At 58.7% G+C, this 13,076-nt stretch carries 16 protein-coding genes; 13 read left to right on the top strand and 3 right to left on the bottom strand.

Going from position 1 to position 13,076, the window contains the following annotated elements:
- Positions 1-51: 51 nt before the first annotated feature.
- The 10 genes from WDB66_RS13060 to WDB66_RS13015 all read left to right on the top strand — a co-directional run bounded on the left by WDB66_RS13060 (position 52) and on the right by WDB66_RS13015 (position 5,021).
- The gene (locus WDB66_RS13060; protein WP_339399040.1) at positions 52-777 is read left to right on the top strand and encodes a tyrosine-type recombinase/integrase; all 726 of its coding nucleotides are present in this window, start codon (positions 52-54) and stop codon (positions 775-777) included.
- A 200-nt stretch (positions 778-977) separates the two neighbouring features.
- Positions 978-1,412 carry an Lcl C-terminal domain-containing protein gene (locus WDB66_RS13055; RefSeq protein ID WP_339399039.1) on the top strand — a complete coding sequence of 145 codons (435 nt, stop codon included), beginning with the start codon at positions 978-980 and terminating at the stop codon, positions 1,410-1,412.
- On the top strand, positions 1,409-1,639 hold the full coding sequence (locus WDB66_RS13050; RefSeq protein ID WP_339399038.1) for a tudor domain-containing protein: 231 nt from the start codon (positions 1,409-1,411) through the stop codon (positions 1,637-1,639). Before WDB66_RS13055 ends, WDB66_RS13050 begins: the two co-directional genes overlap by 4 nt.
- Positions 1,640-1,968: 329 nt before the next feature.
- On the top strand, positions 1,969-2,676 hold the full coding sequence (locus WDB66_RS13045; RefSeq protein ID WP_339399037.1) for a hypothetical protein: 708 nt from the start codon (positions 1,969-1,971) through the stop codon (positions 2,674-2,676).
- Between the two features lie 209 nt (positions 2,677-2,885).
- Entirely contained in the window at positions 2,886-3,155 is a 270-nt protein-coding gene (locus WDB66_RS13040; protein WP_339399036.1) for a hypothetical protein, read from the top strand.
- Between the two features lie 54 nt (positions 3,156-3,209).
- Complete coding sequence (locus tag WDB66_RS13035) at positions 3,210-3,521, top strand: hypothetical protein (RefSeq protein WP_339399035.1); 312 nt, start codon at positions 3,210-3,212, stop codon at positions 3,519-3,521.
- The gene (locus WDB66_RS13030; protein WP_339399034.1) at positions 3,511-3,789 is read left to right on the top strand and encodes a hypothetical protein; all 279 of its coding nucleotides are present in this window, start codon (positions 3,511-3,513) and stop codon (positions 3,787-3,789) included. Before WDB66_RS13035 ends, WDB66_RS13030 begins: the two co-directional genes overlap by 11 nt.
- Positions 3,786-4,040, top strand: a complete 255-nt coding sequence (locus WDB66_RS13025; protein ID WP_339399033.1) for a hypothetical protein — start codon at positions 3,786-3,788, stop codon at positions 4,038-4,040. Before WDB66_RS13030 ends, WDB66_RS13025 begins: the two co-directional genes overlap by 4 nt.
- Before the next feature lie 149 nt (positions 4,041-4,189).
- On the top strand, positions 4,190-4,333 hold the full coding sequence (locus tag WDB66_RS13020; RefSeq protein ID WP_339399032.1) for a hypothetical protein: 144 nt from the start codon (positions 4,190-4,192) through the stop codon (positions 4,331-4,333).
- 253 nt (positions 4,334-4,586) lie between these two features.
- Positions 4,587-5,021, top strand: a complete 435-nt coding sequence (locus WDB66_RS13015) for a hypothetical protein (protein ID WP_339399031.1) — start codon at positions 4,587-4,589, stop codon at positions 5,019-5,021.
- Positions 5,022-5,178: 157 nt separating this feature from the next.
- On the opposite strand, the gene WDB66_RS13010 is transcribed toward WDB66_RS13015, so the two are convergent.
- Together WDB66_RS13010 and WDB66_RS13005 are read right to left on the bottom strand one after the other, a co-directional pair.
- Positions 5,179-8,478, bottom strand: coding sequence for an Eco57I restriction-modification methylase domain-containing protein (locus WDB66_RS13010; RefSeq protein ID WP_339399030.1), 3,300 nt, complete (start codon positions 8,476-8,478; stop codon positions 5,179-5,181).
- A 66-nt stretch (positions 8,479-8,544) separates the two neighbouring features.
- Positions 8,545-9,150, bottom strand: coding sequence for an IS1595 family transposase (locus tag WDB66_RS13005; RefSeq protein WP_339399029.1), 606 nt, complete (start codon positions 9,148-9,150; stop codon positions 8,545-8,547).
- A gap of 266 nt (positions 9,151-9,416) precedes the next feature.
- On the opposite strand from WDB66_RS13005, the gene WDB66_RS13000 reads away from it, so the two are divergent.
- The 3 genes from WDB66_RS13000 to WDB66_RS12990 all read left to right on the top strand — a co-directional run bounded on the left by WDB66_RS13000 (position 9,417) and on the right by WDB66_RS12990 (position 12,450).
- On the top strand, positions 9,417-9,797 hold the full coding sequence (locus WDB66_RS13000) for a hypothetical protein (RefSeq protein WP_339399028.1): 381 nt from the start codon (positions 9,417-9,419) through the stop codon (positions 9,795-9,797).
- A gap of 679 nt (positions 9,798-10,476) precedes the next feature.
- Complete coding sequence (locus WDB66_RS12995) at positions 10,477-11,433, top strand: hypothetical protein (protein ID WP_339399027.1); 957 nt, start codon at positions 10,477-10,479, stop codon at positions 11,431-11,433.
- An 888-nt stretch (positions 11,434-12,321) separates the two neighbouring features.
- Entirely contained in the window at positions 12,322-12,450 is a 129-nt protein-coding gene (locus tag WDB66_RS12990; protein WP_339399026.1) for a hypothetical protein, read from the top strand.
- 4 nt (positions 12,451-12,454) lie between these two features.
- Here WDB66_RS12990 and WDB66_RS12985 read toward each other — a convergent pair whose 3' ends face one another.
- Complete coding sequence (locus WDB66_RS12985) at positions 12,455-13,072, bottom strand: hypothetical protein (protein ID WP_339399025.1); 618 nt, start codon at positions 13,070-13,072, stop codon at positions 12,455-12,457.
- Positions 13,073-13,076 lie beyond the last annotated feature (4 nt).

The raw sequence follows: 13,076 nt of genomic DNA, 5'->3' as shown, positions 1-13,076 counted from the left end.
CGATCCACGCTGGAGGCCCATGTGTGGGCCTTGAACCTGATCCACGAAGCATTGGAGCTGTCCAATCCCTTTGCAACAAAGCGATGGAAGCGTCGTTGGCCCGGGATCCTGCGCAATCCCCGGCTGGATGCCAGGAAGGAAAGCAAGAAGGGCCTGACCTTTGATCTGCTGGTGCAGGCGGTGGCCGCGATCGAGGATGACTTGCGCGGCCTGCGGGACGCCGCGCTGCTGCGGGTGGCCTATGACACCTTGTGCCGGCGCTCTGAATTGGTGGCCATGCGCTGGGAAGACATCGAGCGGCATGAGGATGGCACTGGCTTGGTCCACGTGCTGCGCTCCAAGACCGATCAGGAAGGCGTGGGCATGATGCGGTTCCTGCGACCCGACACCATGAAGGCGCTGGATCATTGGGGCCAGGCGCTGGTGCTGGCCGGTGCGCAGCTGGCCGATGCCGGTGGCGCCCTCTTCCGCCCGGTGCCCCGTGCCATCGAACAGTCAGCCAGCGCCCGACCGCTGTCCACGCGACAGATCCCCGAGATCATCAAGCAACGCTTGGGCGCCCTGGGATCCCACATCGACCCGGCTGACTATGCCGCCCACAGCACCCGGATCGGGGCTTGCGAGGATCTGATGGCCTCCGGTGCGGATCTGGGACTGGTCATGCTTGCAGGTGGCTGGAGCACCAGCACGCAGCCAGTGAAATACGCCCGCAAGCTCGATGTTCGCCGTGGTGCAATGGCAGCTCTGGCCAGCGCTCAGGCCGAAATCGGGAGTTGAACGTGGTTCTGTCTTGCCGTACAGTCGCGCATGGAACTGCCAACCACGTTGGCACCCGGCTCCGCACGCGCCGCATCGGAGCCACGGCCACAAGGCCGGGCGCATTCTCCGCAACACCCCGATCGGGCAACACATGCCCATGGGGTGTGTCGTTGTTCCGTGACGGGCATTTTTTGCTTTTCAGTCAAAGGAACAGGGACATGAAGAACTTCATCCGTTGTGATGACCAGGGCCGCGAAGTCGTCCCTGGCGATGACTACTGCATCGTTTACGATCCGGCCACCAATCTTGAGTGGCTGGCTGATCTGTTGCCGGAACCGCACAACTTTCATGATGCCGGCAAGGCTGCTGCCAATTTGGATCTCGCTGGCGGCAGTTGGCGTCTCCCGACATACCACGAGGCCCTGTCAATTGTGGACGTGACTCGCTCTACTCCGGCTCGCGACCCGGCTTTCCGAGCAACGATCAACACCTCGAAGTCGATCTCCGAAGTCATCTGGACTTCAACGTCTGATGCCTCCAGTCCGTTGGACGATGCCTGGGCCGTGTTTTTTCAGTTCGGTCACTTGGGCGTTTATATCAAGAGTATGGAATGGTGGGTCCGTCCATGCCGCATGCGAGGAGCAGCATCATGAACCAAGCCACTGCACGCAATGAGCCGTTCAAAGGCAAGCTCGCCGCATCCGTTGGGTACGATCTGGATGTGGTGGTTTTGACCTCTGGGAATGGCCGCTTCTACCTTGGAACGGCATCACGTATGGCTGGCCCGGAATCCCGCGAGAGTGTCGAGTATTGGGACTCCCGGGAAGAAGCAATCGAGGCATTGGAGACAGGCGACTGGACCCAGCGCGATCATCCGTGAACTAGACATACCTGATAATGATTTCGAGCCGTTGCAGCGGTTTCGCAAAGCTCTCATCGGCGCAAAGAAGTGAAAAAGTCCCAATGCGCGATCCTTCAAGTTCTCGAACAACGTCAACCGGCACCTTGAGGCAATTCACGAAGGTCGACACTTTCAAGCCCCCAATCGGGGGCTTTTTCTTGTGCGTGATCCGGCCAGGTGCCGGCGCCGTCGCGTGCAAGGAAAAGCCTCTGCAAGGCACACGCATTGCCCATCGGGTGATCGCCGGTCCCGTCCCCATACACCGGCAAGCGCGCAAGCGCTGGGGACGTTCTCCAAGAGGTACTGACATGACGCAATCTGAAATGTTTTCCGTGGATCCCTTTGAGATGGCCTTCATCGGCATCGGGATCCAGCAGGGTCTTGACGAATTGAAGCAAGAGCTTCACCGCCTGATGGTGAAGTACCACCCTGGCGGGATGATCGAGTTGGTCCATGAGTGTGTCGGATTTTGCATGAACCAGTTGAGCAAGGTTCCCGACAACATCGAGCTGGATGGTGTATTCGCTTACGAGGTGATCGAGCCACTGGCAAAGTGGGCGGTGACCACCCGCCTGCAATCCGATGCCCCGCTGCGCGACAGTGATGGATACGCCAAGCTGCTTGATCTGCTCGCAGATGTGGCCAGTGTGCCCGTCATCGAGTGCACGATGGATCCGGCTGGACAGCTCACTTTCCTGAAAGCCTCGAAATGGCCGGAGGGTGTTCCACCGCCCAGGATTGTGGTTCGGGATGTCCTGCGTCACCCCATCGGTGAGCTGACGCCGGGCAACTGCCACGACCTGGAAAAGGTGAAATCGTGGTTCCAGAAGATGACGGAAACGGGATTGCTCTTCCATCCTGATGACGATCCGGCCACCGTGATTGCCAGCGCCAATGATGAGCGGACGTTCACCGATGCTGAAGCGCGCCACCTATCTACGTTGATGCCACTGCTGTTCAAGAGTCACGGCGATGTCATTCACGAGGTGGCCGCACGATGCATCGGGGTAGCCTGATTCATCACCTAACTGGCTCCTGCTGCAATCCCTCCTTCAGCCCCCATTCGGGGGCTTTTTCTTGCGCGTGATTCGGCCAGATGCCGGTGCCGTCGCGTGCATGAAAAAGCCTCTGTAGGCACACGGATTGCCCATCGGGCGATACGCCGGTCCCGTCCCCATCCACCGGCAAGCGCGCAAGCGCGGGGACTTTCTACGAGGTGTTTACCATGAACCTGAAACAGAAGGTTGTTTTCGTTGTGCTCCAGGCCCTGGCCATGCTGGTGACCTTGTTCACCGGCATCAAGGTTATGGCCTTCCGTCCCAACTCCGGGACGGGCTTCATGTTCGCGATCGAATCGCTGGCTATGGATAGCCCTGTCCTGACCCGGGATCTTCCGGAGACGGCCAGCACGATTCGTCGTTGTCTTGCAGCTCGCAAGGCTGTCAATCACCTGATGAGCAGTCATCAGGAACTGTACGTCGACGGCACTGCCTAGACCTCATCGCCGCCCCTCTTGTGAGGGGCGGCCTTTTCCTCTATGGAGGCCGATATGGCTACTGAAACAAAACCCAAGTTGGACGCCAGGATGAGGAAGGCATTGCTGATCCTGGAAGAGGGCGGCAAATGGCACCATAGCCTCAAAAGCAATCGCTACATTGGCCGCGAGCAATTCGCGGCGTGGCTCGAAGATGATGATCACGTCATCTGCAACGGATTTGGCATGGCGACCTTTCTCCACATGAAGAAATTCAACCTGATTGTTCGGGACTTCACTGTCCTTCCAGGCTCAGCCTGGCAACAGGAATGGACGATCTCGCACGTGGGCCGTGAGCTTTGCAGGGAGCTGGACGATGAACAGTGAGCAGATGCCTGACACCCAACCCGGCCACTACTACGTGAGCGTGCTTGATGGTCGCCGGCATGCGCTGGCACTTGGCCCGTTCACGAACGATCATGCGGGCGCGCTGGCCCAGGTGTCTGCGGTTCGACGCCTGGCCAATGAGCGATGGCCCGAAGCTACGTGGTGGGCCTACGGCACGTGTCGGATCCCTTCGGAGGTGCAGTCGCCGCCGAGGGGCAAGATGAACGCGGACTTCCCTACTCTCTTCGATACAAGGAGCTTCTCATGAAAAGTGATCCCCTTCTGGTGGATGCTGTCATTGATGCTGCCCGGCAGGTGGTCCAGCGCTGGGAACATGGTGATCTGGCAGAGGCTGTGCGTGAGCTGGATCAGTCATTGCAGATGCTCGATACCGCAGGTTCTGCGAACAGCGCAAACATCCTGATCGGTGAGCTGTTGGATCAATGTCAGGACGATCCGGCCTGCGCCCAGGAGCTGCGACCGCTGTTGCAACGCCTCCACGATGTTGTGGTAGGCTGACCGTGAAAACGGCACCTCAGCGTTTCTGAGGTCGGCGCACCCGCATCCAACCTGTGCCAGGTCCACAAGGACCGGATGCATACTCAACCATAACCCCGAAGGGACATTCCCTTCGGGATGTCTCTTGGGGTTTTCCCAGGAGACACATGATGGAACTGATCGTTCTTTTGGCTTGTAGTGCTGTCGGGATTGTCATTTCCCGCTGCATCATCTTCCCCCTGCTGTCGGCCATTCAGACCGCCAAGTATCAATCCCAGGCCAGTGCTCCTGGTCGCTATCGCAAGAGCCGCTAAACGCGGAACTTTTGGATCAAGGAACACTCCGGCCTATGCCGGAGTGTTTCATTTCTTCGCTTTACCGCCCCGGCGGATCCGGGCTTCCTGATAGGAGCAACATCATGGTTATGACCAAAACCGCAGCGATCAAGGCTGCCTTTGACTCTGACGAAAAATCCGTTGAGTCCCTCATCACCCACGCTCTCCAGGAACTCCGCGACCATTCCTGTCGAGTTGCTGAGCGACTTGCTCTCCGGGAGCAGTCAAACTAATGGCTGATGCCATCATCCACCTGCGCGTCCCAGCGATCACCAAAGGTTGCTGGATTCGCGCAAGCCGAGCCGCTGGCATGCGGCTCACAGACTGGATCGTTGACGCCGTGGAGGCACAAATGAAGCGCCAATTGGCAAACGTGAGCATCCCCGAAGGTCTGTCGTTCGCGGATCTGAAGCTGTCCCGCAATGCTGACGGCAGCGTCAGCTTTGATCTGGCGGTCATTGAGCGCATCTGCACTGCCAGTGATCTACCCGTGGCATTGTTCCTCGATGCTCCGGAGGACAATGTTTCTGGTTTGATCGTTGCCTGGTATGAGGCACACCGCCAGCAAGGTGGAGCGCCTGACATGGTGGCAGAGGACTTGATCGCCGAGGTGATCGCCGAAGAGCAGGCAGGCCAATCACACAGCCTTGAACCAGGGCGAGCCTGATTGCACTTTCTTCTGACATACACAAGCCCCCGACCTTCACAGGCCGGGGGCTTTTTTTTGGCTCTGTTAGCGTTGCGTGTTGGTAAAAGGCCCGACACAAAGAAAAGGGCCTAGAAACAGGCCCTTTTAGATCAAACACTTAGGTTGGAGCTGGAGGCTACTTGGAGGCCTTCTTGGCCGCCTTACTCTTCTTGCTCTGTGTTGCAGTCTTGGCCTTCGTCAACGAGCCCAGCCAAGCCGCCATGATCTTGTCGGCGTCAATGCGCACCTGGTCCACAATGGCCTCTCGCTTGGCCTTGTCGTGCTCCTTGTGTGCCTTCTCTACCTGTTTGGCGAGGTCGGTATGAGTCTTGTCGCTCCGGTTGAACACCGGCAAGCGCATGTGCTTGAAGATATCTCCAACCTGGATAGCCACATTGTGGCTCTCAACGAACTCGGCCACCGTGGTTGAGTTGAGAATGCCACAGAGGTAATGGGCTTCGGCCTTGTTGTCCAACGCCACAAAGAAGATCTTGTGATCTGGAACATAAGGGCGCTTGCCGACGAGAGGAACATTCGCGCTGCCGGCAACAGCCGCGCTGAACTTACCTGACATTTCAGCCCAAATGACCTTCCAGGGCTTGAAAGTGAAGTCGCCGACATTGTAGATGGCGTAATGTGGTGCGCCAGTCTGCTTCATCCTGCCCCGATAGGTGGATCGGTTCTCAAGCAGTCGGCCTGGGGCCTTGTTGAAGCCTTCGAGATACGTCTTTGTGCCTTTCAGGATTGCGTATTCGCTTGCGGCCTTCTCGAAATCGGCTTTCTTGATCCCCTTGTTCGGGACGATCGCGAACAACTCTTCGACGGGCTTTAGATAGCAGGGTTTGAAGTCAGCCGCACCTTTGATCAATGGATAAAGCCAATCGGTCTCAACCCAACCCTTGCGCTCCGGTCCAATGTCCTTCTTGCCCGCTTTTGGGCGAGACGCGATTTGAATCTGTTTGGTTGTGCTGTTGAAGCCGAGTTGCCGCACAAAATAGACGCCGTTGAGGTCCACGGTAATTCCCTTGCGTCCCTCCACCCATGGCTCTGCCTCGATGACAGACATCGGTTGAAGTGCCTTGAAACGCCCGGGTGAAAGGATGGCCCATGGAGAGCCTGTATCTGTGTCTGAAACCGGATTGGCCTCCATGTCCGTGCGAGTGGTCTTCGACTCCACTTGTGGCCACGTCAATGCAGGATTGATACTCCTTCTTTCGTCCGGCTTGGCATCCCAAATCTTGTAGGGCACCGGGTAAGCAGGCGCTTTTGTGGTCTTCTCGAATACCGCCACTGCGGTTTTGTTGGCCGCGTCCGGGAATGGCTTCAATGCTTTCAGATCGTCCACACTGACGGGAACGAGATTGCCCGTGTCATTGATACGGAAGTTCCGGAACCCTGACGATGACGGGTTTTGGAACACGGCCTGGGTGATGACGAATGCCAACTTGCCGCCATCCTTCAACCACTTGTCGCCCGTGGTGTAGGTGATCATGGCGGAAATATCCAACTCGTTGCCGCCATGGTGCTTGGTCTTGGAGAAAATGTCGTAGCCCTCGCATACCGTCTTGACGCGGTTACGGTAGGCCTCCGGGAGACTGGACCAGCGAACCCAGGGCGGATTGCCCACAATAGCGTCAAACTTCCCAGCCGTGGCCGACCAGAAGAAGTTGCGGACGATCCGGAACCAGATCCCGTTCCAGCTCTTGCGGTGGAGGGCAAGCACCTGGTCGTAGGTTTCGTGCAGCGGCAGCGACCACTCGGTGCCTTCCTCCGCCGACACGAGCCCGCTGGATAGGAGCAGTCCCTGGACCACATGGAACTCTTGGTCTTGTTCGACCTGCTCACCCATGACTTCAAGCACGGCGTCCAGGCGTTCACGATTGAAGGCCAGAGGTGCTGGCAACTTGATCTTCAAGTTGGCTTCGCTGCTCCCGATCTCGTAGGGAACAACCTTCTGCCCATCGACCGGATCGGGGGCTGGTGAATAGATGGCGTCCGCGAGCAACACTGGGATTTCCACCGCAGTTCCCGGAGCCTGTTTGAGCAGTTCAGCAATCTCCATGAGGAAGTTCACGCGCGCCGTCTGGACAGCCAGGGGATTGAGGTCGAACCCCCAAACCTCGCTGCACAGCGCTTCGATCGTGGTAACTGGGTCGAGACCTTTGCCCTGGGCTTCGGTCTTCTTGTGCCGCAATACGGAAATCAGGAAGGCACCTGATCCACAGGTAGGATCCAGGAAGCGCTTGCCAAGCCAGTCCCCGTTCTTCACCCGGTCAACGGTGAAGTCCACCAGCCAGTCGGGCGTGTAGAACTCGCCCAGGCTCTTGCGTAGCGTTTCCGGCACCAGGTCCTGGTAGAAGTCGCGCAAGGTGTCGCGCTGTCGATCAAGGTGATCGGTGCGATACAGGGCCAATGTGCCCAGCAGGGCTTTCAGCGATTGAACGAGAGCCGATTGGAAACGATTGTCTTTACCTGCTTCCAGATACCAACTGAATATCGCTTCTTCGACGAATCCGTTGATATTGGAGGCGCTGAACAACCCTCCGCGCTCAATGTCGTAGTCGAGCTTCTCCAAAAGTTCCTGTGGGCCAAGCAGGGCACACATTGCTTCTGCTGGCGACTTCTCTGCCGACAGCCCATGGGCGGAGACGATCTCCGCCGCAAGCAGCTTGATCAACAGGGAGTTGTAGGAGTGAATGACGAAAAGGCGACCCGCCAGGCTGTGCTGCTTCGGCCCTGTCCATTTGAAGTTCAACGCCTTGTCGATGGCTGCTACCTGGTCTCTCGTCAGGTCCGCAACCTGCCCGTAAAGGCTCTTCCATTCCTCGTAGAGCATTTTGATCTTGGAACTGGCAGGATCCTTCAGCGCGGCAGACAGCGCGTCGGAGAACACCTGCATGACGTCAATGGCAACTTGTGCGCCATGACCAAAATCCCGGATGAGGTTGGTCGATTCAACTGCTGGCCGAAAACTGTCTAGGCAAGCGTCAACCACCATGCCGAACGAATGAAGAGAGAACGGCAACAGGTGGCCCGAATGGATAACTCCAGCGCGCACCTGGGCAAAACAGACATGATCGCCGTCGATGGCAATGCCGATGTAATCGGCTTCGGGAAGGCCTTCTTGCGTTGACAGGCGTTGAATGTAGGGCAAGAGGCGCTTGTCTGTTGCTTCCTTGAACTTGGAGCTGGAAGCGCTGCCCTTGAACAGGCCCGGCCCTTTGAACTCGATGACGACATTGTTGTAACTGCTGTCGCGCTTCTGGCGTTCTGCGTCGAAGTCGAGCCCCGTCGCCTCTTCCAGCGCACTGACCCAAGCCAGGCGCACTTCTTCCTCTCCGTGCCAAGGCTTACGCCGCTTGCGCTCGATCGTCTTGAAGGCTTTCAAGACGACGGCCGGGTCGGCTTTCTTTGCGGCAGTGGGCTTTCCAGCCATGGGGGATTCTCCGGTAGTGAACTTACCTTTTTCTACCGGAAATCTGGCCAGTGTCAATGGCCCGATCTAGTCGCCCAACGCCCCCGTCAGGAACTTCCTTGGGCTCGGCTTGGTGGCGGGAACGTCCAGGTAGCGGTGCCAGCCCAGGCAGTTCGGCAGGTTCTTGGTGGCAACGCCACGGAAGCGGAACATCCACCCCTTCAAGCGGCTGTCATAGGCGTTGACGTTCTGGATGTGATAGACCTCGCCCTTGCGCTTCTTCTTGGGGTTGGCGGGCACGCAGCGCAGTTCAATGTCCATGGCCTTGGCAAGCGTGCGGTAAGCACTGGCGTTGTCGGAGCAGAGCACGACGTCCATGGCAAGCGCAGGCACGAGTGCCTTGCCAATGTCCTTGGCCGTGCGCGAGGGAAGCGCCTTGGTCAAGGTCTTGCCAGTGGAGCGGTCGCGAGCAACCAGCACCTGGATTTGCTCACGCGACAGACCACGCTGGCTGGCGGGTTCGCCACGGCGCTTGGCCGGACGGGGCATGTCCTTCTTACGGCCCTTGAAACTTTCCTTGAAGAAGGTTTCGTCGGCTTCCACGATCCCGGACAACTCGGTCGGGTTCATCTGGCTCATGGCTTCCAGGAAGCGATGACGCCAGCGGAAGGCAGTGGGAACACTCACGCCCACCCTCTTCGCTCATGAGCGAGTTGCGCCGTGAGCGAATGGGCATCAGTGCCCCGCGACTGGAATTGGCTTTCTCGTTCCGTCAGTGGCTCGGTCGCGCAGTGCGCGCCGAGGGTCAACCTGATCGCAGGATCTGGGTCTGTGATGGACGGCTATCAGACAAGCAACACCAGTACCTGACAGGCCCCTGTCGGCGGATTCTGCTGCCCTACGAGCGACAGGTCCATTTCGCCCTTGTTGGCAAGTAAGGTCCGCTTGTGACATGATTCATGGGCAAAATGCGCGGAATCCGCGAAAATGACGCGCCAAACCATTGCAGCGAGACGGTCATGACGGTCTATCAATTCCCATCACCCGGACAGAACCCCACTCCTGGAACGGCTGCGGGCACTGCTCCGCAGGCATCCCTGGGTGTCGTAGGTTCGCTTACTCAATTGCCCGGCGTCTCAGAGCGCTATGCGCGCAAGTTGGCTGCTGGCTCCCAGCAGCTCCACGGCGCCATCCGCATTGCGCGTCAGGGCAAGGGGGCCTTGCTTCAGGTAGGCGGCTTCTCACGCCACTTGGATGAGCGTGAACTTGTCTGGCTGCGGGATCGCCTTGAAGGCATCGAGGCCGATCTTGAAGCCGAACGCTACTTCGCAGTGGACTGAGATCCATGCGCCCGATTGCTGGTCACCGCAGTGTCACATTGCCAAGCCATCCGGCTGGGCGTAGACTCGGGCGAAAGCAACACCAACAAAACAAGACAGCCCACAAGAGGCTGACAGCTCCGACACTTTTGCTTAGGTACGCGCCCTGCTACGGGGCGAACAGCGAGGACAGTATGGTTGGCGACCAAGCCAACGCCGCAACGATTCCCTTTGTTGGCGATCATCCCTGCACGGACCACGCGATGGGTCTGGCGACCAGCCGTGTGCGTCGTAGGCGTGCAGTCGGTGATCGAGCCATCAGAACCCCAGAAACGAAAAACCCGCGCTGGCGGCACGGGTTTTTCAGGAGATGGTGTTGTGATGTGACAGAGGGTAGACGATTGACCCAAACCCGAACCAGACACCAAAGCCCCAAGGGACGGCGCTATGGTACTTCGGGTCAATCGTCTGTGCAAGCCTTTTTTATGTGGATGGGGGGGGCATGCTGGCGGCATGCAGTTACCTGCCATACATCTGAAAGGCACAAAGCATGTCCACCGGGTAGGCCCACGCCCCCCCGGCCCTCACCGGCGATAGCCAGGTCGGACCATGCGATCCTGTTGAGCAGGACACCAGCACAGACACGTCTACCTTCTGCCTCATCGACAACGCCCTCTCCCCTGACCGGGAGTAGGAGCGAATGTCTGACGCCCTAGATCCCGCAAAGCGAAATTCCCCGCTGGCCAACTCTTCGCACCGCGCCATCCGCTGGCGGCGGCCGAGTGGCCATGCCAATCACCCCAAGCTCCAGGAGCTGACCATCAGCCGCTTGCTCGATGCGGTGGAGAAGGTCACCTCCCATCGCACCGCCATCCAGAGTTGCCCGCTGTGGAATGACCTGGGCAACCGGATCAACGTCTTTGATCCGCCGCCGCCCCCGGATGAGCCGACCGCGCCGGCGCCAGGTGAGGATCCTCCGGGCAAGAAGGCTCGCAAGAAGGGAACTGCTCGCGGCCGCAAGCGTGCGCTGCGCAGAGACGGAGGCATCAACCTCATCACCGTGCTGTGCGTCTTGATCTGGAATGCCGACTACTCCAAAGCCACATCCAACGGGTACATCGGTTTGCCACTTGATCGCGGCTCCAACTCATGGGAGCCGCACACATGGAAGCGGCTCTTCGAGTTCGGCTTTGGTCAAACCATTCCCGGAGAGCTTTCCCTGGCCCGCATGGAGCGATGGACTCGTGCTCTTGCCGAAGCCGGTCTTATCAAGACCTATCGGCGCAAGCACATGTACGAACCCGGCAGCTTCCAGGAACTGCCGGCCGTCAAGCTCCTGACGCCCGAGATCTTCAAGCTCTGCGGCACCTTTGGCGTCTACAAAGCCATGCGTCGAGAACAGCGCAAAGATCAGGAATCCGAGCGTTCCAAAAAACGATTGGAAAGCATGGGCAAGCTGGTCGATCTGGACAAGCACAAGAAGAAGGTCGCCAAAGATCTGCCTGAAGGTGTCCAGGCCGAACTGATCCAACGCAAGCAGGACACATCGAGCTGGCCGCCACCCACGGAAGGTGTGCATGACGCCGGCAGTGCGATGGCACACCTATCCAAGTTCTTCGGCAACAAAGTGGCAACCGATCCAAATCCTACTGAGTGACGCTACACGCGGCACCGGCGCTTTACGCATCCTCTTCCCACTCAAGGCATTCCGGCGACGCCCCTGGCTCCATACGGAGCGAATTAGGGCGGTTGCTGGCACCTTTGGGTGATCCCAACGCTCCTCAACCACAACAAATCAGCACTTGATCGCCAGATCCGGGCTTGATTGCCGTCAAGTTGGCCAGCTTGTCTTGCCTTAAACCTCGGAACCCTTACCAAGTCCGATCCGCAGCACCCAGCATCGCTGCTCTAAATATGGGTTTGATGTGGGCAAAACGTGGGCTCTACAGCTCCTCCTATCTTTCAGATAGCTCTTAACGACCCGGTGCCCACTTCGTGGTCACCAAATTGGATAGCTGCGCAACGACCGGAACCAATCCTGGACACAGACAGGGGCATCGCCTTCGGCGATACCTCCTGCCCGGCAAACCGGATCACGGGCAGCAAGCTGCCCGCGCTCCGGTGCGGGCGCGCGTGCGCGTCTGTTGTGAACGTAACTGGCCTCTTCCTGCTCAGGGTCAGCAGTGGAGTGGGAAGATTTCGGGAAGGTATCTGTAGGCGGTGCCTTGATCGCCCTCGATGAGGCAGTAGCAGGGGTCCGCTTCCGCCTGACCGAACCCCTCGATGCTCACCTCCGTTCGATCACGGTGCGCAGGACAGCGCCGGTCGCTGGTTTGCCACCCTCACTACCGAGTTCGATGACCATGTGGCCGATGCTCGCAAACCCCTGGCATGTAAGAGCAGGCCCGATTGCGGCGCTACTAGCGCCACTACACCCGTCAGCGGGATGCGGCCATGCGCCGGCAGGGACTGGATCCGGCCAGGGACACGCGCATCGAGCCATCCGGCCGCATGCGACGCACCCAGGCCCGTATCGGAAGCCTGCATGCCGGCATTGCCGATGCGCGACGCGATCACCAGCACCATCGAAAGAGAACTTGCTCAGCGTGATGAAACAAGAAAGGGCCTGTCGATCGACAGGCCCTTGGAAGGTTCCTTCTGGTGTGGGCTGTGAACTTTTAGCCGGATGGCGCCAGAGTGACTCGATGCGTGATTTCAGTCATGACGCCTGTCCAGGAATCGACGGATCCCGGCTCAGGTATTGGGCTGGAATAGCACTGGAGCGTAAAGTCATAGTGAGTGGGATTCGTGGGATGTCGAGGGAGATTCCCAACCTGAAACCCATTGGCTGGATTGGTTGTGGCTGGCCAGGCCCGGTTCCATCCGCTTACCGATGGCTGTGACCGACTTCCCCAGCACTCTTCGCTTGGGATGGCTGTCCAAGTCAAACGCGAGGCGATATCGCCTGCTGGCACATCACCCAGCGGCGCCGTGATCGTGATTGTTGCCGGCGAGAGGGATGAAGCAACACCGATGCCTGGACACTCGCCATCGGAGTCCAGCACGCAGTCAACGTAGACATGGCCATCTTCCGCATGCTCGATGGGGCTTACGATGGGCACTGCCGCCCGCTTCACACCACCGATATCGACCTGTGTCGTTTCGGTGGCGCCATGAATGGGATCGACGTTCCTGATAGCCAACTTGCCGCTGGCGAAACATGACTGGCAGCCCATCAGGAGCGCCAGCGCCACGGCGCATTGGATCTGATGTTGCATGAGCGTTTGGGTGGTCATGGTT

It is taken from the genome of Denitratimonas organivorans, assembly GCF_037478135.1.
Classification (GTDB): Bacteria; Pseudomonadota; Gammaproteobacteria; order Xanthomonadales; family Xanthomonadaceae; genus Denitratimonas.
The sequence above is the reverse complement of the archived record's forward strand: the minus strand, read 5'-3'. Positions and strand labels throughout refer to the sequence as shown.